The 20,140-nt window shown below is 58.6% G+C and carries 20 protein-coding genes; 12 read left to right on the forward strand and 8 right to left on the reverse strand.

Annotated elements, in window-relative coordinates; translation table 11 throughout:
- Positions 1-77: 77 nt before the first annotated feature.
- Positions 78-2,138 carry a ribonuclease catalytic domain-containing protein gene (locus tag ACVWZU_RS03255; RefSeq protein ID WP_457443354.1) on the reverse strand — a complete coding sequence of 687 codons (2,061 nt, stop codon included), beginning with the start codon at positions 2,136-2,138 and terminating at the stop codon, positions 78-80.
- Positions 2,139-2,659: 521 nt separating this feature from the next.
- Here ACVWZU_RS03255 and ACVWZU_RS03260 point away from each other — a divergent pair.
- A complete protein-coding gene (locus ACVWZU_RS03260) occupies positions 2,660-3,298 on the forward strand; it encodes a response regulator transcription factor (protein ID WP_457387558.1) in 639 nt (212 codons plus the stop codon).
- Positions 3,299-3,870: 572 nt separating this feature from the next.
- Here the strand turns inward: ACVWZU_RS03260 and ACVWZU_RS03265 are convergent.
- Positions 3,871-4,752 (reverse strand): LysR family transcriptional regulator, encoded by an 882-nt coding sequence (locus ACVWZU_RS03265; protein WP_414343826.1) that lies wholly within the window; start codon positions 4,750-4,752, stop codon positions 3,871-3,873.
- Between the two features lie 174 nt (positions 4,753-4,926).
- Here ACVWZU_RS03265 and ACVWZU_RS03270 point away from each other — a divergent pair, with 174 nt between their 5' ends.
- Positions 4,927-5,391 carry a redox protein gene (locus tag ACVWZU_RS03270; protein ID WP_414343843.1) on the forward strand — a complete coding sequence of 155 codons (465 nt, stop codon included), beginning with the start codon at positions 4,927-4,929 and terminating at the stop codon, positions 5,389-5,391.
- 18 nt (positions 5,392-5,409) lie between these two features.
- On the opposite strand, the gene ACVWZU_RS03275 is transcribed toward ACVWZU_RS03270, so the two are convergent.
- A complete protein-coding gene (locus tag ACVWZU_RS03275; protein ID WP_457443356.1) occupies positions 5,410-6,627 on the reverse strand; it encodes an RNA-guided endonuclease InsQ/TnpB family protein in 1,218 nt (405 codons plus the stop codon).
- A 112-nt stretch (positions 6,628-6,739) separates the two neighbouring features.
- Here ACVWZU_RS03275 and deoC point away from each other — a divergent pair, with 112 nt between their 5' ends.
- From deoC to rpaB, 3 genes are all read left to right on the forward strand, one after another.
- On the forward strand, positions 6,740-7,435 hold the full coding sequence (gene deoC, locus ACVWZU_RS03280) for a deoxyribose-phosphate aldolase (protein ID WP_457443358.1): 696 nt from the start codon (positions 6,740-6,742) through the stop codon (positions 7,433-7,435).
- Positions 7,432-8,289 (forward strand): DNA repair protein RecO, encoded by an 858-nt coding sequence (gene recO / locus ACVWZU_RS03285; protein ID WP_414343828.1) that lies wholly within the window; start codon positions 7,432-7,434, stop codon positions 8,287-8,289. The genes deoC and recO overlap by 4 nt, the downstream gene beginning before the upstream one ends.
- 463 nt (positions 8,290-8,752) lie before the next feature.
- Entirely contained in the window at positions 8,753-9,493 is a 741-nt protein-coding gene (gene rpaB / locus ACVWZU_RS03290) for a response regulator transcription factor RpaB (RefSeq protein ID WP_011434119.1), read from the forward strand.
- On the opposite strand, the gene ACVWZU_RS03295 is transcribed toward rpaB, so the two are convergent.
- From ACVWZU_RS03295 to ACVWZU_RS03305, 3 genes are all read right to left on the reverse strand, one after another.
- The gene (locus ACVWZU_RS03295) at positions 9,466-11,286 is read right to left on the reverse strand and encodes a tetratricopeptide repeat protein (protein ID WP_457443361.1); all 1,821 of its coding nucleotides are present in this window, start codon (positions 11,284-11,286) and stop codon (positions 9,466-9,468) included. The two genes, rpaB and ACVWZU_RS03295, sit on opposite strands and share 28 nt — an antisense overlap.
- Positions 11,287-11,424: 138 nt before the next feature.
- Complete coding sequence (locus ACVWZU_RS03300; protein ID WP_041436785.1) at positions 11,425-11,625, reverse strand: DUF2811 domain-containing protein; 201 nt, start codon at positions 11,623-11,625, stop codon at positions 11,425-11,427.
- Between the two features lie 619 nt (positions 11,626-12,244).
- Positions 12,245-12,913, reverse strand: coding sequence for a RibD family protein (locus ACVWZU_RS03305; protein WP_414399463.1), 669 nt, complete (start codon positions 12,911-12,913; stop codon positions 12,245-12,247).
- Positions 12,914-13,037: 124 nt separating this feature from the next.
- Between ACVWZU_RS03305 and ACVWZU_RS03310 the strand changes: the two genes are divergently transcribed.
- From ACVWZU_RS03310 to clpS, 3 genes are all read left to right on the forward strand, one after another.
- Entirely contained in the window at positions 13,038-13,433 is a 396-nt protein-coding gene (locus ACVWZU_RS03310) for a hypothetical protein (protein WP_457410853.1), read from the forward strand.
- 140 nt (positions 13,434-13,573) lie between these two features.
- Positions 13,574-15,415 (forward strand): hypothetical protein, encoded by a 1,842-nt coding sequence (locus ACVWZU_RS03315; RefSeq protein ID WP_457443363.1) that lies wholly within the window; start codon positions 13,574-13,576, stop codon positions 15,413-15,415.
- Between the two features lie 177 nt (positions 15,416-15,592).
- A complete protein-coding gene (clpS, locus tag ACVWZU_RS03320) occupies positions 15,593-15,898 on the forward strand; it encodes an ATP-dependent Clp protease adapter ClpS (protein ID WP_011434126.1) in 306 nt (101 codons plus the stop codon).
- Here the strand turns inward: clpS and cobT are convergent.
- A complete protein-coding gene (gene cobT / locus ACVWZU_RS03325) occupies positions 15,847-16,974 on the reverse strand; it encodes a nicotinate mononucleotide-dependent phosphoribosyltransferase CobT (RefSeq protein ID WP_457443365.1) in 1,128 nt (375 codons plus the stop codon). The genes clpS and cobT overlap by 52 nt on opposite strands.
- Before the next feature lie 150 nt (positions 16,975-17,124).
- Here cobT and ACVWZU_RS03330 point away from each other — a divergent pair, with 150 nt between their 5' ends.
- From ACVWZU_RS03330 to ACVWZU_RS03345, 4 genes are all read left to right on the forward strand, one after another.
- Positions 17,125-17,448 (forward strand): DUF1825 family protein, encoded by a 324-nt coding sequence (locus tag ACVWZU_RS03330; protein ID WP_011434128.1) that lies wholly within the window; start codon positions 17,125-17,127, stop codon positions 17,446-17,448.
- 29 nt (positions 17,449-17,477) lie between these two features.
- Positions 17,478-17,927 (forward strand): Fur family transcriptional regulator, encoded by a 450-nt coding sequence (locus tag ACVWZU_RS03335; RefSeq protein ID WP_414422382.1) that lies wholly within the window; start codon positions 17,478-17,480, stop codon positions 17,925-17,927.
- A complete protein-coding gene (locus ACVWZU_RS03340) occupies positions 17,924-18,427 on the forward strand; it encodes an AbrB family transcriptional regulator (RefSeq protein WP_414330730.1) in 504 nt (167 codons plus the stop codon). Before ACVWZU_RS03335 ends, ACVWZU_RS03340 begins: the two co-directional genes overlap by 4 nt.
- A 132-nt stretch (positions 18,428-18,559) precedes the next feature.
- Positions 18,560-19,255 carry a chorismate pyruvate-lyase family protein gene (locus ACVWZU_RS03345; RefSeq protein ID WP_414330733.1) on the forward strand — a complete coding sequence of 232 codons (696 nt, stop codon included), beginning with the start codon at positions 18,560-18,562 and terminating at the stop codon, positions 19,253-19,255.
- On the opposite strand, the gene ACVWZU_RS03350 is transcribed toward ACVWZU_RS03345, so the two are convergent.
- A complete protein-coding gene (locus ACVWZU_RS03350; RefSeq protein ID WP_011434132.1) occupies positions 19,252-20,079 on the reverse strand; it encodes a DnaJ domain-containing protein in 828 nt (275 codons plus the stop codon). The two genes, ACVWZU_RS03345 and ACVWZU_RS03350, sit on opposite strands and share 4 nt — an antisense overlap.
- Positions 20,080-20,140: the final 61 nt, after the last annotated feature.

Here is a 20,140-nt window from a genome sequence, read left to right on the forward strand (position 1 = left end):
TCCAGACTTTTGAGACTTCCCCCCTCTGTTGTATCAGCTATCCGCGCAGATTGGGTGAGCGACAGGTCAAGGCATATCTATCCGCACATGGCCGCCTCTCGTCCCACCTCGCGCAGCTCGATCACATCCGCACGGGGATCCGCCTGCACAACTTCCAACTCGATCCAAGCCCCCAGAGGAATCTGGCGTTCTAGGCGCACCGGCACCCGAAAGGCAATCTCATCCAGCATGGCCAACACCAAGTTTTCCTGCTCGCGCAGGTAGCCCAAGACCAGAGCCCGCCAAATTTGCCCCGGTCGCAGGCGCAGGTATTCGATGCTCCAATAGCGCTTGGATTTCCGCTCCACCTGGTTGGCCTCAGCGGTGCCCGGCTCAATCCCCAGCAGCAACTGCTGCACATCCGCCTCCGTCAACGGCAAGGGATCCCCGCGCAAAAAGGCCTTGATCTGGTAGTGGGCCACCAAGTCCAGGTAGCGCCGAATCGGGGAGGTAACCTGACAGTAGGCCTCAAGCCCCAGCCCTGTATGTCGCCCAGGTTGGGTGGCCACTTCCGCCCGCGATAGACAGCGCATGATGGCAAAAGACCGAACCGGCCCCTGGGGATACCTATCCAGCACTTCGGGAGGAGGTAAGTCGGGAGCCGGCTGCAGACGATAGGGCACCGGGATCCCATTTTGGCTGGCGAAGCGAGCCGCCACCTCGCCGGTGAGCACCATCATTTCCGCCACCATCTGCCGCGCAGGAGTATCCTCGATTACCCGGAGGTGGGGGATCTCGTCGATGACCTTGATATCTTGCTCCGGCAGGCCGATCTGAATGGCCCCCTGAGCCATGCGCCACCCATAACGCCACTGGGCCGCCCGGGCAATGGCTGTCAGTTGGGCCTCTGCCCCCAACTCCAACATTTCATCGGCATCTTCGTAGGTGAGGCGGTAGGTCACTTTGATCTGGCTGAGGCAAATCTTGGAATCCCGGATCTGGCCGTCGGATCCCAGTAGAATGCCAAAGCTAAGAGCAGGCCGCACCTCTCCCTGCACCAAGCTCATCGGGCCGGTGGACAACTCCGGTGGGAACATCGGGATCACCCGCTCCGGCAAATAGACACTGGTGCCACGCTTGCGGGCTTCCAAATCGAGGGGATCCCCCCACTGCACCCAACAACTGGGATCGGCAATGTGGATCCAGAGCTTCACCGCGTCATCCGACCAGAACTCGACGCTGAGGGCATCGTCAATGTCGCGGGTGCTGGCATCATCGATGGTGTAGGTGTGGAGGTGGGTGAGATCCTGCCGCAGGTGGGGATCCCAGAAAGAGGGAGGCTGGCTGAGCAGGGCTTGGGTGTATCGCTCCACCGCCTTCGGGAACTGGGTTGGGATCCCGGTGAGGCGCAGGGCCAGGTTCTCGTGGCGGCTCCACAGCCCCAGAGCCACCAAAGCCTCAAAGGCCCCCTGCGGAGTGTCAGGAAACCCCATCAGCTCCAGCAGTTGCGAGGCCCGTTCCCGATCCGACGGGTTGAGATTGGAAGAGAGATCCTCGTGGCTGCGAATGGCTGCCGCCGCTCCCTGTAAGGCCAGGCGTTCCAGCACCTCCAGGCGGGCCCGCTCGGCAGGAGTCCAGGGATACCCTTGGCCGAGATGAGCCAGAGCCTCCCGCAGGTGGGCCTCAAACTCTAGTTGTTCCTGCTGCCGTTGTTGGGCAACGGCCATTTGATGGAGGATCTCCTTCACCTGAGCCGGAGTGCGGGGTTCGTAGCTCTCCCCCTTTTGCTTGAAGTAGGTGCGATCCTCGCTCAAGAGGCGGTAGGCGGCATAGGTAGAGACCGGGGAATCATCAGAAAACAACAGCTGAGCCATTTCGGCCAAGCTCAGAGACCGCCGCTCCTCCTGCACCAGTTCCCAGGCCAACGCCAAACTTTCGGGATCCAACTTTGCTTGCACCGCCTGCCAAAAGCCGGGAATGTCGGAAGCCGTGAAGCTGGATCCCCCGTTCAAAGCAAAGGTAATCTGGCGAGGGTGAACACTATGAACCTGCCCAGAAGGCACCCCCAGCAGTAGGTTCTTCTTGCCCTCGGTGCCCTGAACCACTGCCAACACACGGTCGTTATTGTAACGAAACTCCACCAGTGTGCCCTTTTCCACCCGTTCTCCCCATGTCGGCTGTCGTTAAAGCGCAGGCTTTCTTCCATTCTCCATCAGCTCTGTCCGCCTGCCTACCTGGAAACCCCGGCCAGAAGACATACGGACACTATGAACAGGTAGCAGATGTCAGATACATGGGTACTTAAGCATATAGATATATGACATATAGACATATGAGATACGGGTTCTCAGGTAGATTACGGCTATGTATTGGGTACTGCGAGTCTCAAGCAGAGGCCAGCTCTGCCAAGTTCCTGGGATGAGGTTACCAACTGGAGTCCCTAAACTGCGTAGAGATACTGTTGCCAACGTTTCCCAAGTATGTACTTCCACTTCCATGTGTGATATCCTAGGCTCTAGGGGTAAGGCACAGTTATCACGGACTGCTGCCTGATCTAGCGAACAAGAATCGGGCACTTACGGATTGTTTTCCTGCGGTGAAGATCCTCAAAGCAGGAGGGGTTGTGTTTTTTCCCTAGAGCTTCTTAGCACTCAACTTTTTAGCACTCAAAAGGTGAGCTGTGGACAACCCGAAGCGACTGTTGCTCATCGACGACGATCCGAACTTGATCCTTCTGGCAAAGGACTACTTGGAGTTTCGCGGCTACGAAGTGGTGGCGGCGAGCAACGGTCTGGAGGGGTTGGAAGCGATGCGCCATTTCACTCCAGACCTGATCATCTGCGATGTGATGATGCCGGAGATGGATGGCTACACCTTTGTGGAAACCATTCGCTCCAACAGTGCTACGGACTGGATCCCCGTGATTTTTCTGTCGGCGCGTGGGCAGACGGCAGACCGGGTGCGCGGCCTGACCACAGGGGCAGATGTTTACATGGTCAAGCCCTTTGAGCCGGAAGAATTGGTGGCGCAGGTGGAATCTTCTCTCAAACATACTGAGCGCCTGTTACAAATGCAGGGCGCGGGCGTTCAACCCGTCATAAAACTGGATCGGGAAATTGAACTTACGCCAACGGAAACCAAGGTGATCCAGTACGTGGCCAGGGGCCTGTCCAACCGCGAGATTGCCGAAGTTCTTGGGGTGAGCCAGCGCACCGTTGAAAGCCACGTCAGCAACATGCTGGGCAAAACCGGCCTGCACAACCGCACAGAACTGGCCCGCTGGGCAATAGAAAGTGGTTTGGGCAAAAAACCGTTGTAATTCCCGCCACCCCTTTCAACGGCTGGAGAACTCTATCTCCTCGGCGCGATTGGAGATAGGGTAGTGATCGCACTTGAAGGGCAAGGTAACTGGGGTGGGCAAGTCTTTTCAAAAATTGGCGGGGGAGGATCTGCTGGCCTTGCCCCAACGTACATTGGCCGCCGATTTTCACTGCGTTACCCAAAAACTGGGTCTAAAGCCCCGTCCTTCCAGGACAGTTTTTGCCCTGTTGTTGTCATTTTAAACAGGAATGAAACATTTCCGTTGCATTGCTTCCTAGCTCCTTTCTCCCTCTGGGACAGGATCTAAAGGTGATTGTGGAAGCGGCGTGGAACGTTTGGGCAGCAGCGGGGGTGTCTCAATCTAGTTTGAAATGACTATAGACCTGCAATGATATAGACCTGCAATGAAATAAACCCATGCTGGTCAGGGAAGCCAAACTCCTCAACGCCGCTCCAGCGCCATACCAAGCCTTGGATGAGGCCCTGCCCAGTTTGTCCGCAACCAATGCTTGCGTCACTGGATGGATGAGCGTGGTGTCAACAAAGCTGCCTTGTACTCCCGATGCAATGTTAACTTGGCAACTGGGATGGGTTTCCCCGCAAGGCTTCCAGGAAGGCAAATACTGCAGGCGGATGCAGCGCAGAGGCCAGAACGGCAGCCCCGATCACCCGCTCCAGTGGGATCGGCAGCCGCCGGATCTGGATCCCTTCGGGAATGGGAATGGCGGCCAAGCGGGGCAAGATGGCAGCCCCCAGACCCTGTGCCACCATGTTCACAATGGTGGAGTCTTCCTTCACCAAGTAGGCCACCTTGAGGGTTTGGTGAGCGGCTTCCCAGTGGTTCCGCACCGCCGTGGTACATTCGGCGTAGTTGTAGAGAATGTAGGAAAAACGGGAAAGATCCTCCCAGGTCAAGGTTTCCGGCAGGGGCCCAAAACTCAGCGGAACCAACACAATGAACTCATCGCGGGCAATCTCCCACGTCTGTAGATCCTCAGCAGCCCGCGGCAGGGGCAACAGGCCAATATCCACCTGGCCCGATCGCAACAGATGTTCAACAGTGGCCGGATCTTCTTCTGTGAGGGTGAGGGTAATCTGGGGAAATTGTTGGCGGAAGCGGGCGATCACCGGTGGCAGCAAATGGGTTGCAGCACTGCGAAAAGCGGCAACCCGCACATTTCCCCCCCGCAACCCTTTTTCCAGGTTGGCCTCATAATCCATTTGTTCCCGCAGTTGCAGCATTTTGCGAACATGGCGCAGCAGTCGCTCCCCCACCGGGGTTAGGCGCGCCCCAAAGCGACCGCGCACCAACAGGGTCACCCCCAATTCTTCCTCTAGGCTGGCAATGGCCCGGCTCACCGCCGACTGGGAAATGTGCAATTGCAGGGCGGCATCGCTGAAATTCCCCCGCTCCACCACAGCCACCAGGGTTTGCAGTTGTGAGATGTTCATGGATCCCATCTATTCGATCTGCGCATAGATGTGATGCTATCTCAGGTTTGAACCCTCCGCCGCACCTGACTAAACTACGACATAGCTTCCCCTTCACACTGCGAAATAACGCGAAACAGTGTGAAAACCTCTTTATCTTCCTGTCGTTGGTCAAGTGTCCCTATGTCGAGATCCATGTTTGCCCTGCTGCCATTCCATCAATTTCGAGATACTCCCGGCGTGCGTTTTTTTGACATCACGGTTGCGCGATCCAACGCCCGCGATTTGGTTTACCACGATGGGCCGGCCATCAGTCCCCCCAATAATCCTCAGGGCTATTGGCAGTTTTATATGCATCCACACCAAGAGGACAACCTACTGGCTCTATGGGGCGGACGGACGTTTTACCTGGTGAATTTTAGCTGGAGGGATCCCTTCCATATTGTGCGCCTGGAAGCGAACCGAGGCATTTTGCGCATTCCTCCCGGCACTTTTCACCGTTCCGTCTCCGATCCAGAGGGATCCATTGTGTTGAACCAGGCGGTGCGCGACGAAAAAGCCATCTTGGAAAAAGAATTTCGCATCTACGACAGCAGCCGCATCCCCCGATTGCTGCAGGTGACCTCGGCGCCTGCACCTTTGCCCCGCATTTGTGCGTAAACTACCCGACTCCGACCGCTAAGCGGTACGGAGCGGGCTTTCAGTAGCCCTGAGCCTGCTCTGCTCTACCAGAGAACAAAACAAGCCCGGACCTCTAGGCTGGTTTACGGCAGCCCCCAAGAGCGCAATTACGTTTGCACCATTCAAGTCCGCATCTCCTTCCCATCCACAGTGCCCACACTTGAACGACTTACCACTGCGATAGGATTGCGCAGGGTCGGGATGGATGTGCAAACACCGGTGGCAGGTCTGCGACGTATAGGCAGGCGGAACAAGAATCAGAGAAACCCCTGCAGCCCTCGCCTTGTATTCCAGAAACTGGCGTAGTTGGTAGAACGCCCAACTGTTGGCCCTGCGCCTTTCGGTTTTGCTGCGGGGTTGTTGATTGACCCTTTCCCGAATCCCTGTCAAGTCTTCCAGAGCAAGAGCGCTGTTGGTAGCTTTTGCCCTAGAGACAATAGCTTTGGAGATGCGATGATTGACCCACGTTTTTGCTACGCAACGCTGACGCGACTGAAAGCGTCTCTCCTTGCCAGACAGCCGTTGCAGCAGTTGACGGCATCTGCGCCGCGAACTGCGTGTGCCCTTACTGGCTTTGCGTTGGAGTGCCGCCCTCAATCGAGAGTAGTGGTCTCGGACTCGGTTCAACTGCTGTCCATTCCAGTTGTCCCCCTCTGACGTATGGGCAATATCTGTCCTTCCCAAGTCCACCCCCAGCACTCTACCCGTGCGTTGCGGTGGGGATGGCTCCGTTTCCACACAGATCTGAATAGAGTAGGAGCCGTCTTTACGCTTGACCAGAGTGGCAGATTTGGGATTGGAGCCCGCCAGCCGTTCTCTCTGGTAGCGGCCAATCGCCAGCTCAAAGCGCTCCCGACCCTCCACCGTGGTCAGCGACACCGACCAGTCTTTCTCGCGGAACGAAAAGATACGAGCGTCGTAGGTAGCGAAGCCACCCTTGAACGCTTTGACGGGGCGGTTTTTCTGTTGTGCCACCTTGCGAGCAGACGCTACCCGTCTGCATATCTGTTGAGCCAAGTTACTGGACAAGCCGAACTGGGCACGGATTTCGCGGTAGCACAGAGACTGGAGCTTAACGGCGTTGGCGACTTTCTCGGGTGTGTTTTGGTTGACCCAGTTCAAGGCTTGGCCAAAAGCCTCCAAAGTCGCGTCCAATTTGGCGGCTTGCGACTGGGACACCTTGAGCTTGCAGGATACGGTCAGGACTTGGGTCATAGTTCTATTGTAACCTCGCATTCCTCCCGGCACTGACCCTACGGGTACAGTGCGGGGCTCCTGCGATTTCTAGCTGAAGCTAGAGTAAAGATGGGTGCTGGGGGATCGACCAATGCTCTCTCTGGAGCGCAAGGGCATAGCGGATAGCTCGCTCAATTTGGCGGAGTACATCGACCATACTCTGCTGTTGCCGATGGTTACTCCAGAACAGATTGACGAGGGGTGTGAGATTGCCTTGCGCTATGGCTTCCCCACTTTTTGTGTTCCTCCTTGCTACGTGCCGCGGGTGGTGGAGCGGCTGCATGGATCCCCGGTCAAGGTGAGCACGGTGGTGGGGTTTCCCCTGGGCACAACCACTGCAGAGGCTAAGCTCTACGAGGCCCAACTGGCGGTGGAGCAGGGGTGCCGGGAGCTGGATGTCCGCATCAACTTGGCTTGGCTCAAGGCGGGAGAGCTGGATCGCCTCCATGCCGAGATTGCCCAACTGGTGGAAGAAACGGGGGTCTGCATCAAGGCCATTTTGGAAACGGCTCTGCTGACCGAGGAGGAGAAAAAGCTGGCCGGGGAGATTTGTATCGATGCGGGGGCGGCTTTTCTGATGACCTCCACTGGCTGGATGGGGGGGGCGACGCCGGCAGATGTGCAACTGTTGTGGCAACTCAGCCGCGGTAAAGTGGGGGTGAAAGCGTCGGGCGGCATTCGCACAGTGGCTCAAGCAGAGGCCATGATCCAGGCGGGGGCCAGCCGTATCGGCACCTCTTGGGGGCTGGAGCTGATGCAAGAGCTGCGAGCCAGAGGAACCCCATGAGTGGCCGCACCTACCGGGTTACGGGCATCAACCTCAAAGGGATCCCCCTGGGAGAGTCGGATCGGATTGTTACCATCTTGACTCGCGAGCAAGGGTTGATCCGGGCGGTGGCCAAGGGATCCCGTAAGCAGCCTTCCAAGCTGGGCGGGCGGATGGAGCCTTTTGTCATCAACGATTTGCTGATGGTGCGGGGGCGCTGGTCTGCCCAAGCAGATACCTCCCAGCGTTTACAGCGCATTGTCCAAGCGGAAACCCTCCAGACTTTTCCTCGTCTCAGCCGCAGCTTAGCCCATCTCACAGCAGCGCAGTATTTGGCGGAGGTGGCCTTGCTGTTGGCCTTGCCCGATCAAGCCCAGGAAGAGCTGTTTGTGGTGTTGGTCGAACACTTGGAACGCATCGAGCGGGCTGCTTCGGAACAGGCCGTTCTGCCCTTGCTCACCCATGGGTTGTATCACCTCCTGGCGTTGGCAGGGTTTGCCCCTCAGGTACAAGCCTGCTACTTCTGTCAAGGGGGGTTGGTCGGCAGCGTTTTTTTCAGCCCCCAATGGGGTGGCTTGATCTGTGATCCCTGCCGGGTGGCCCAGCGGCCCAGCCCGATTGCCTGGGTCTCAGCCTCTGCCTTGCGTGCCTTGGGATCCCTGCCCAACTCGACATTGCCTCTGCCTGAGGATTCGCTGCCTTTGGCTGCTTGGCTGGAGGCAGAACGTCTGTTGCGGCGTGTTTTGGAGCATCATACAGATCGAGAAATCCGTTCCGCCGAGCTATTGGCCAGTTGCTACGCTGTTCCCACCGCAAACGGCCAGGGATCCCCAGCTTTTCCTGAGGGACATCCCGAAAAATGGGCATCGGTCTGAAAAAGTTGTGAAGGTATGTATCAAGTCCGGCCCAATAGCCGCAAAATAGAGCATCGAGGCGGGTTGGCAGCCGATTTTGGATGATAAATTAGGTTATGGAAAGTAACTTCTTACGAAGGCCTCTCAGGTTTGAGCAATGGTTTGGGGGGAGGAGTGCCTTGCACCAGGTACTGGACAGCATCATCAGGTGGGATTGAAGTTGGAGCTTTTAACAAGATTGAATCCACTGCCGAGAGGGCCTTCTGTTTTGTGCTTGTTTCCCGGAGCTGCATCCCTGGGGTGCGGCTTTGGTTAATTGCAGATGATTGCTTGTGAGTGTTCAATTTCACTCGGTGAGTCTGCCCAACTGAGGAGCAGCCCCTGAGGTTCCTGCATCCTCCCAACTCAAGATAGCGCCCACCTTAGTTCTTTTTCAGATTTCTCTTTTACCGAGTACCGTTAGAAGTTCAGGAGTTGCAGCACCGTGGAAGCACAGCGTAAGGAACGGATTCTGGTGGTCGATGATGAGGCCAGCATTCGACGCATCTTGGAAACCCGTCTGTCCATGATCGGATACGATGTGGTCACAGCTTCGGACGGCGAGGAGGCGCTGGAGGTTTTCCACAAGCAGGATCCCGACCTGGTGGTGCTGGATGTGATGATGCCGAAGCTGGATGGCTATGGGGTTTGCCAGGAGCTGCGCAAAGAATCGGACATCCCCATCATCATGCTGACGGCGCTGGGAGATGTAGCCGACCGTATCACGGGGCTGGAGCTGGGGGCAGACGACTATGTGGTCAAGCCCTTTTCGCCCAAGGAGCTGGAAGCTCGCATTCGGTCGGTGTTGCGCCGGGTGGCGCGGTCGGCCCACGATGGGATCCCCAGTTCCGGGGTGATTCAAGTGGGGGATATTCGCATCGATACCAACAAGCGGCAGGTCTACAAACGGGACGAGCGCATTCGCCTGACGGGGATGGAGTTTAGTCTGCTGGAGTTGTTGGTCAGTCGGTCGGGGGAGCCTTTTTCCCGCTCCGAGATTTTGCAAGAGGTGTGGGGCTATACCCCGGAGCGCCATGTGGATACGCGGGTGGTGGATGTCCACATCTCGCGGCTGCGGGCCAAGCTGGAAGATGACCCCAGCAACCCAGAGCTGATCCTGACGGCCCGAGGCACCGGCTATCTATTTCAGCGCATCGTTCAGGGGGAGGAACAGGCACGGTCTTGAGAAGGGATCCCTTGCAACTTCTCTTCGAGGGCAACCTGGACTCGCCTCAGCACGCCAACCCAGTCTCCCGGTGTGTTTTGTCGAAACAAGCGCATCACCCCAGGGTACCAGGGGCTATCTTCTCGATGGAGGAGCCAGCGCCAATCGGCGGCAAAGGGCAGCAGCACCCATACCGGCTTGCCCATCGCCCCGGCCAAATGAGCAACGGCTGTATCAACGCTGATCACCAGATCCAACTGGGCAACGGCTGCGGCTGTATCGACAAAACTGCGGAAACGGGATCCCAGCTCCAACACTTGGTGCTGCTCCAATAGGGATCCCAGCGGCCTTAGATCTTCCCCCACCTGCAGGCTAACCCACTGGATGGAAGGCACATGCAAGTGCTGGAGCAGCAGATCCAGAGGACAACTTTTCAGCCTTTGCACGCGGTTGAGATCAGGGTGGGCACGCCGGCCGCTGGCCCACACCAGCCCCACTTTCATCCGCTCCTGGGAAAGCTCTGGCCAGTCTTCCCGCCAGGAGAGGCTCAAAGGGATCTGCGGCCCGCCGGCATGAACGGGATAGACAAGATAGGGGATGCGGGCCGGGATCGTCTCCAGAGTGGTGCCCAACCGCTGCGGCAAGCTGAGCAAAGGCAGATGGCAATCGAAAGAGGGCAAGGGATCCGTTTCCGAGATCACCTGCACCTGGGGAAGGGGGAAGCACCCTCTGAACAGCTCGACAAGGGATCCCTGACAGCGGAGGCAGATTTGCGCTTGGGGATGGGCCTCGGCCAGCAGCGGCAGGTAGCGCACAAACTGAAGCGTGTCCCCCAACCCTTGTTCGGCGTAGATCAGCAGGGTCTGGCGGCCCAGAGGGGATCCCGTCCACAGAGGCGAAAGAAAGCGCGGGTAGGTCGCCCCTTGTCGCTGCAGCCGCCATTCGTATTCTCGCCACCCCTCCTCGTAGCGGCCCAGGGTCAGCAAAGCCGTGCCCAGGTTGTAGTGGATCTCCGGCCAGTGGGGGGCCAACTGCAAGCTGTGCCGATAGGCTTCAATGGCCGCTTCCAACCGGTTTTGTTCCTGCAAGATGGTGCCCAGGTTGTTGTGGGGCTGGGCGTCCCTCGGCAGCAGCAAGATGGCCCGTTGCAGACAATCGGCGGCCTCCTCCAAGCGATCTTGCAGGTGCAGGCAGTGGCCGAGGTTAACGAGAATTCGCCCCTCCTGGGGTGCGAGGGCGAGAGCTTGGCGAAACCAGCCTTCCGCTTCCTCAGCTTGGCCATCGAGCATCAGGGCATTCCCCAAAGCTGCCAGAGCATAAACCTGGGGAGGCTGGGCTGCTGCTGCCTGTTGCAACACCTCAATTGCCTGGGCCAATTTCCCCAGGGTGAGCCAACAACTGCCCAATCGGAAAAGCAATTGCCCATCACCGGGGGCAAAGGCCAGGCCCTGTTCGTAGGCTCGCGCCGCTTCCTCTGGGTTGCCAAGCTGCATCCAGGCATCGCCCAGATCCTGCCAGGCCGGCACCCAATCCCCCCGCAGGTGCAGAGCCAGTTGCAAGGGGGTCAAAGCTTGGCGGGGATCCCCCATCTGCAGATAAAGGGATCCCAGCAACGCCTGAGCAGCGAACAAACGCGGCTGGGTGCGGGTAAGCTGCCGGCAGAGGTGCAGAGCAGCTTTCAGATCCCCCGCCTGTCGGTAGCGTTGAACCAACGCCAGAGCCGCCTCTGGGGATGGGATCTCGGATCCCCGCTCTGGATTCTGTGACTTAGCCGCTTGCCGATTGTCTTTCCCTCGCCCAAAGCCCCGTGGCACGTCTTTGCCTCTTTTGAGATCCCTTTCACTTCTTAGCGCCCTCCCCCCAGTGTCCAAATGACAGCGGTGGGACAGGATCCCTACCCAGGCTAACAAAAGGTTCCCACTGCCCCGGTTTTCACGGGCCATCCTTGGGGCTCAGTTGCGGCGAAACAGGCTGTCCAAGTAGATGCGTGCCGCCCGCCGGTCGCTCTCCCCGCTTTGGAGCAGGAATAACGAGAGCGCTGCCGTCACCACCCGATCCTGATCCCAGTCGGGATGGCGGGAGAGGTAGTTTTGGAGGGTGTCATGCAGCTCCTCGGGAATTTCACTCAAAATGCTAACGCTGTGAGAACTCATAGTCCAACCACTCACTCGGGGTCAAGAGGGGAGAAAACGGCATCCCGCAAAACCTGCGGCCACAGCCAGAACTTGGGCAGCCCGAACAGAGCGAGCCCGCAACATCAAAACCCAACCTAGATAGGCCAAGAGCCTCAGCAGGCTCGCAAGCAGAAAAGCAAGCAATATAGGTTCATAGCTTGCCCCTATCCCGGCGGATGGGAGGGAGGGCATGCACAACTGTTCCTAAGCCTGTCGTGGGCCGTAGAACAGATGAAGTCTTTTCTTTCTAAGGAGAGCGCTCGGGAAAATCTCCACACCACTCGCCCTCAGGTGGGGCTATTCTGCCCTCTGCCCTATGGGGGATGTCAATCCCAAGTCAGGGATCCAACCGGACAAAAGCCTGCCATTGGCCTTGATGGGATGGGAAAAAATGGCGCGATCCCGTTACGTTTCTCAGGGTGTAGTCGCCTGAACCTTACCGACCTCAACTTTTCCACAGAAACCCCCGATGCCGCCCCCTGAGGGAAAGGCCCTGTGGAAAACAGCCCGCCCGCCTGTGGAAAGCCTGGGGAAAACCTGTGGATTTCCGGGAAATCTGAATTTGTCCAAAAATTTTTGTGTTTGTATAGAGCATTTCTCAGGGCCACTCAACTCCGTAGCGCAAAAACAGCTCCTTGGAACCGCGGCGGCATTCCAGCAGCTCCAACTGGGGCAGGGATCCCTGCACTTGCCAACCCTCAATGCTGGCAGGCGCATCGGCATATCCACTCAGCAGCACCGGAGCGAGGGTAACCCACAGCTCATCCAAGGCTCCTGCCTGCAGAAATGCCCCCAAAAGCCGCCCCCCGCCCAACAACCCCACCCGTTCAATGCCCAAGCTGCGCAGGCGGGCCAGCCGTGCCGGCAGATCCCAATCGGCAGCCACCCAGATATCCTCAAAGCCGGTTCGGTTCTGCCAAATTTGGGATCCCTTGGGAGTTGTCCACAGCCAACGGGTGAGGGGCTGGCGAAAAAACGGCAAATCCTCAGGAATATCTCCGCTGCCAGAGCAGATGATCGTCAGGGGCTGGGGAGAGAGGCCCTGAGCAGTTCTGCGTTGGATCAACTCGGGATCCCGAATACGCAGACTGGTGCCGTAGGCCCGCAGAGTGGCTGCCCCCATGATCAAAGCCTGTTGCTGAGCAGCTTGGGTTTCCAAATGCCGATAGTCCTCAGGGCTGCTGAAGGAGGGCCTCTGCGCTCGATGGGCTGCGATCTTTCCATCCAAGCTCTGGGCAAAGATAGCTACCAAATGGGGACGATTCAAAGACAAGATTGCTGAGAAAGGGTGGGCAAACCCTACAAATTGACCAGAATAGAGTCAGGCATCGCCGGGAGAACCGTGGCACAGACTGTTGTGCCGGTCACCAGCTCGCCCATGCGGAACGGATATGTTAGGAACATTTCAATCATCCACCATCCGGGTTGAAGTCGAGGCCAGTGCATCGACGATGCAGCGCTGTCTGACAGAAGTGGGGTTGCTGCAGCAGTGGATCTGGCCCCAGCAACTGCAGGGATCCCTTCCCGAAAGGCTGGAGCCGGGCAGCACCTTTGCGGCCCAATGGGGCCCCCTCTCGATCATGCACCAGGTGGAAACCCTGCTGCCGGAACGGCTGCGCCTGCTGATGTGGGGAGGAGCCGATGGCTACTGTGACTGGCTGTGGGGGAACGGCTGGGTGCAGTTGCGGGTAGAGGCCGTCTCTCTCCTGCCCTTGGGCTTGGGACAATTGCTGATGCTGCGGCGGCTGCAACAGTTTGCCCAAAGCCAAGAACAGCGCCCCTCTTAGGACTTAAAAAGCGACCTTCCGGCAAAATCCGTGGATCCTCGGCTTGACAAAATGCGTTTCGGTTGCAGCATGCTACTTCTCTAAGGATTTTCCACTACGATAGTTGTAGCAGAGCTTACTCTTCCCGTCCGAGAGGCCCAATGAATCCGCCGACCAGCCCCACCCCAACCGCCATCGAGCAGGAAAAGTTTGAGATCCGCTTGGGAGAAGCCCTCAACCGAGCAGGACTGCTCACCCCCGCCCAACTGGCTCAGGCCATGTGGGAAAAGGCCGACAACCCCTTGATGTTGGGGGAGCTGTGTATGCAGCACGGCTGGGTTGCCCCCCGAGATCTCTACCCATTGATTCCGGTCGAATTGGTGCGCATCGGCGAGATCTTGATGCTGCATGGGTATCTGGAGCTGGAGCACATCCATCAGGCCCTGATTCAGCAGCGGCAGCACCCGGAGCGCAAGCTGGGGGAGATCTTGGTGCAGCAGGGCTGGGTACAACCCCACTGGTTGGAATGGGCCTTGGACAAGCAGCAGCGGCTGCGGCGCCAGAAAGGAGCTGCCAACAGTTGGGAGGTGATGGTGGAGCAGTGGTCCACCATTCCCGATCAGCCCCCTCTTTATGTCTCCCCTCTACAGGTAGCCCAAGAGACCTACAGAGTTACCCAGCAATACAAAGCCCAGCTGGAGCGCTACCAAGAGCAAATTGCCACCTTAGAAGCGCAACTGGAGCAACAGCGGCAGCAGCAACAGCTCCTGGTCGAACAATCGCTGCGGCAGGTCGCCGACTATCAAGCCCGCCAGCAGGAGCAGCAGCAGCGCATTGCCCAATTGGAAGCCCAAATCCAGCAGGGCACTGAACAACAAAAGGCTGCCCAGCAGCGCATTCGGGAACTGGAGGAGCAACTCCAAGCTCAGCAAGCTCAGGGATCCGCGCAACTGCAAGCCGCCCAAGCAGAGCTGGAAATCCTACGTCGCCGCTGCCACGAGCTGACAGAATGGCAATCTCAAGCCAAACACAAGCTGCAAGAGCTGGGATCCCAACTGCAGGAGCAGCAGAAGATACAGCAGGATCAGGCACAGCAGCTCCAAGAGCAAACCCACCTGCGTCATACTCTGCAGCAAATGGAAGCCCAAGTGGCCGCCCTGAACCAATCGCTGCAGGAGCACCAACATCAACTCCAACTGGCCCAGTCCACGAAACAGCGCTTAACTGCCGACCTAGCCCACGTTCGCCAAGAAGCTGCCGAGGCCACCCACCGCTTGCAGGTGCAGCTCCAAGAAACCCAAGCCCAACTGCGAGAAACTCAAGATCGCTTGCAGGAAGCCCAAGCCCAAGTGAGCCAGCTCCAGGCCCAACTGCAAGCGGCTCAAGTGGAAAACCGTGCCCTAGCTGCAGCGCTAGCCGAAGCCCGACGAACTTCCCCACCTGCAGCTGCACCGACCCCAGCTTCGGAGAAAGCCCGGCCAGAGGCAGAGGATCTCAAGACCCTGACCGTAGCCGACTGGGCAGCCGAGCTGAGTGCCCCAGAAAGCGAATTGCCCCCGCAGCAATATTTGGGGGAAGAGGACTTGGAAGCCTTGCAGCGAGCTACCCCCTGGGTACAGCGGGTGTTGACCCAATTGCGGGCGGCTGGCCTAATCGACAATGCCGGCATCGAAACCGTCATTCACGCTTGGGAAAAGGAAGGGGGCACCTTCACGGATGTGCTGGCCCACCACAGCGGCCTCAAGCCGGAGACCGTCAAATTTTTCAGCGAAGGGGGCTACTCTGTTCAACTGGCAGGGGGACGCCACGTGGCCGACTACCTCAAGGCTTCTGGATTGGTCAGTGCCACCCAAATCGAACAGATCCAGAAGCACCTGCCGCCAGGGGGATCCCTGTGTCAGGCCCTTGCCCAAGCCGGGATTCTACGCCGGGCCACTGCCCTGTATTTCGAGCGCCACTTCGGCGGGCAAAAGCCCCGCCGCCCGCTGCGGGAAGAGCTTTAGAGGAACCATGCTCTATCGCTGACGCCAACGACCGACAAGGGATCCGAATACAGACACAAGCTGCCAACAAGATGCCAATTAGACTAGAAACTAGATAGAGATAGATCATCAGAAGCGACCGGTTTCTCACCCCTGAGAGACCCAAGTTACTCGGTAGTTGTGTCGATCTCTTCTGCTATGACTACGGAAGCTCCAACTCGACCTGCTCAGCAGTTCTCGCCCTCGAGAACCCAGGTTCGCCAGCCCTACCCCCACTTCAAGGTGATCGTCTTGGATGACGATTTCAATACCTTTCAGCACGTTACGGAATGTCTGCTGAAATACATCCCCGGCATGACTTTGCCCCTAGCGCGGCAACTGACCGTGCAGGTGGATGCCGAAGGGCAAGCAGTTGTTTGGGTCGGCCCTCAAGAACAGGCGGAGCTCTACCATCAGCAATTGCTGCGGGAGGGGTTGACCATGGCCCCCTTGGAGCCGGCCTGAAGCACCAGGCGTTCGTAGCTGCGCTCAACTGCTGCCAGCAGCTCCGCTTGGCCCCAACCGGCGTAAAGGCTGCTGGCAATGGCCAGCCCACCCGCCCCCACCCCTTCCTTGACATAGCCCCGCTCGTAAGCCTGTAGAGGCAAATAGCGGCTATTGGCAAAGCTCAGTTGGGTGGCCAAAAGGGGAGCAACCCCCAACAACTCTGCCAAGGCCACCGTATTGCCCGAGGGATCCTCTGCCACCCAGCGGGTGGTTCCCACAACCACGTTCTCTGGGGGCCAAGGGATCCCCTGCTCTTCCCCCCAGCGCTGCATCAAGGCCAGCACCGCCAACATTTGGGTTCCCCCTGCCAGCAGCACCGCTCCCCGCTGCGCTGCGCCCATCGCCAACCCGGCCACAAAGGGCTGCATGGGATCCCCCACTGCGGCCACCACCTCGGCAGCAGAAGCTCCCACCGGCAGACGGGCCAATCCCTGCCGGGCCAAGGCCAGCTTTTGGGCGTGGTTGCAGACCGGGTGGCTGCTGTTTACCATGCCCTCTGCTGCCCACCCCAGTCCCAACAACACCGCCAGCGCCGTGGTGGTGCCCCCTGCCACACACTCCCCAATCACACAGTAGCCTTGCTCCAGCCGGGATCCGCGGTCGTACCCTTCTTGCCAAAGGGATCCCACCTGCTCCACAGACAGAGCCTGTCCTGTGCTCAAGCAGCGGGCTACCCCCCCAGAGCTCACCGTTTCTGCCCCCGGCAAAGGTTCCGGCAAGCCACAATCGAACACTCGGCACGGGATCCCCAACTCCCTCAGGATGGCGCAGCTGATCACCACTGGGGAAGGATAGCCATCCGGAGAGGTGGGCAAGCGGTGAGAATGGCCCGCCAGCAACACTTCCCCATCGGCAAGAGCTGTGTAGCGACGCAAGGAGGGGGTAGCGCCGGCAGCCGAAATGCCCGGAACAAGAGCCGTTTCGGTAAACCCCAAGCAGGCCAGAAACAGAGGTCGGGATCCCTGCACCCGTTCGCACCACCGCCGGGCCACAGCCGGCTGAGTGTAAGCCTTAACGCAAGGAAACGGAAGCATACCGGACACCGAGGCAAACAAGCCAGAGTCTATCCTGAGCCAGAAGGGCGGGATCCCGTACTCGCAGGAGGGGTTGCCTCCTGCTGAGGCAATCGGATTCGGATAGGATGGGTATACCCAATGCAGTTTATTCAGGGCAAACGGAAGGCCATGAGCTTCTTCGACTCTGAGATCGTCCAAGAGGAAGCCAAGCAACTGTTTCAGGATTTCCAAAACCTGATGCAGCTTGGTCAACGGTACGGCCAATTCGACCGGGAAGGCAAAAAAATCTTCATCGAACAGATGGAGGAGTTGCTGGAGCGCCAGCGCATTTTCATGAAGCGGCTGGAACTCTCCGACGACTTTATGGCTCAAATGACCATCAAACAACTGCAAACTCAGCTTGGGGGGTTTGGGCTCTCCCTGACCCAAATGTTTGACCAGATGCACCAGACCCTAGAGCGCATGAAAGCTGAGGCAGACGCTGAGCGTTGACCCCCAAGAACGACCTACACGAAGGGATCATGTCTTCTTCCCGCCAGACCCGCAACCAGAAATTGATTCTGGAGGTGCTAGAGCAGCAGTCGCAGCCCCTTTCGGCGCAAGAGATCTTTCTGGAGTTGCGCAATGCCAACCACACCGTCGGTCTGGCCACGGTTTATCGAGTTTTGGATGCTCTGCGCAATGAGGGCAAGCTGCAAGCGGTCAACTTGGGAGACCAGCAGACCTACTACCAGGTTCTGCCCAGCAATGGCCACAACCGCCACCACCTGATCTGCACCGAATGTCGGCGGGTGGTGCCTTTGCCCGATTGTCCGGTGGAAGATTTGGAGGCACAGCTTTCCAGCCGATACCAATTTGCGATCGAGTACCATGTGCTTGACTTCTACGGCGTCTGTGCCCAGTGCCGTAGAGGGGTTGGGCCAAGCCCGGACTCACGGCGTTCCTCTTTTCTCAAAGCCAAGCCCAAATGATGAGCTATCTCTGGACGGTGTTGATCGGGCTGGCTGGCGCCCTGATCGGGGTCAAGCTGAGGCTTCCGGCGGGAGCACTGGTGGGCTCCATGGTGGCGGTGGGTTTGGTGAATGTCTGGGGAGCGATCCCAATTCCCGCTCCCCCAGCTGGGATCCGTTTTGCCATGCAGGTGGTGTTGGGCATTCTTTTGGGTACTAAGCTCACTGCCGATACGCTTCTGGCCCTGAAAGATCTGTGGCGACCAGCCCTGCTCTGTACAGTGATTGCGGTGGGCACGGGGGTCTTGTCGGGGTACCTGATCTCCCGTTGGCTGGGGATCGAGCGCTTAACCGCCATCTTGGGCACAGCTCCAGGAGGCATTTCCGACATGAGCCTGATAGCCCTGGACATGGGAGCCCAAACCAGCACAGTGGTGGTCATGCACTTGGCACGCCTGATCAGTGTCGTCGTGGTCGTCCCCTGGGTGGTACGACTGCTCGTTCAGCCAGGCACGAGTTAGCTAGACCGCCGGGAAGCCCCGCCCTCTGTGCATCAGCATGAGTGCCGGAGTATGTCACGAAAGTCCTCGGAGCAGAGACGGTGGGTGGGTTAGACTAGGGGCGATACAGAACTTAACAACTGAACCGCTGCCTTGGAACTTTCCCCTTCTCCCCTCACCTGCCATGCCGACGCTGCCGGATCCCCTTGGAGCGCTGCTCTCCGTTCTGCAGATGGCTCTTTGGGCAATGTCTCCTCTGGCCAAGGCGATTGGTGGCCTCTACAGCTGCATTGGCAGGGGGAGCCAGACCCGGTACAGCCTGAGCTGGTGCAGGTGGATCCCGTGCTGCGCTTGCTGCTTTTGGGGGATGGCTTTACCACCCGTAATCTTGCTGCCTTGATCCAAGAGCCGATTCAGGCTCATCTGCTGGACACGGGCCGGGTTGATTTACAGGCAGAGCAGGGCACTGCCCCCAAGTCCATGCAACAGCTGGCCAGAGATTTGGGGCGGCTGGGATCCCCTTTGATGCGGCGGCGGGTTTGGCTGTGCGGAGTAACCTCTCAACAGCCCTTGCTCTATGCCACCTCTTGGTGGAACTCCGAACATCTGGTTCAATACTTGCCCCATCCCGATCGGCCCATTGGCCAAAATCTGATCCAAGAAAAACTGGAGACCTTTCGCGAGCTGCGCGGCCTTTACCACGGCGAGGCAGACCCGGTTGCCCGGCTGCTGCAGTGTCCCGGTCCCTTCTGGGCTAGGCATTATCTTTTGTTGCACAGGGGCCAGCCTTTGACCGTCATCTACGAGGTGTTTTCTCCACGGCTGGCCGCAAGGGCCCTGTCCCGCTAGCGCGACGGAGACCTCCAACGGCGCACAGCTGCGGTGATGGCGGCTGCCACCTGCGGATCCAATTGGGCGCTGGCGGAGATGCGCTGATAGTCCTCTGGGGTCAGTTGATGGGCGACGATGATCTCGGCAGCAGCAGCCTCAAACTGTTGTTCGATTTGCCGACGTTCCTCGCTGCTGTTGGCCTGTTGGAGGCGATTTTGGGTGCTCTCCAGAAGAGGTTGCACCGCCAGGAGGGTGCGGGCAAAGCGGTCAATCTGCTCAGAAGAAGGTGGAGAGGTGGCTTCAGAAAGACTAGCCGGGGCCGAGGTCATCGTCTCTGAAGAGGTTGCGGGCAGATCCCCATCCCATCCGGAGTCTGGCCTGGGCGAGGGAGAGGGATCCGGGTTGGCAGGAGCCTGGAGGGCCACTCTGCCGGCTGCGTCCAAGTCTTGGGCCGGGTTGAGGGCATTCCAAAGGGCCAAGCCCGCCAAACACAGAGCAGCCCCTATCAGTCCAGCACTCAAGAGGGCGAGCCAACTGACAGAGGTCGCAGTCGGCTCAAGCACCACCTGCACCGGCGCATGAGGAGGCAAGGGTTTGGACATGAGGCTGAGATCGTAAGCCCGACGCTGCTGGCTATCGCTGAGAACTCGGTAGGCGTGTTGTAGCTGGAGGAACTCCCGCTGGGCCAACTGCCGCAACCCTGCGGGGATATCGGCAGGCAACCGATCCGGGTGCAGTTCGCGTGCCCGCTGGCGGTAGGCAGCTTTGATCTCCTCCAGGCTGGCTTGGGGAGAAAGCCCCAGCTGTTGGTAGTAGGTGGGGGAAGCAGGCAGAGTAGGCATGGGAGCAGTTGGTTGCAGAACAGAGGGAGAACCGGCTGCCTTCGAAGGCCAGCCACCTTAC

The sequence above is a fragment of the Thermostichus sp. MS-CIW-26 genome (assembly GCF_054059115.1).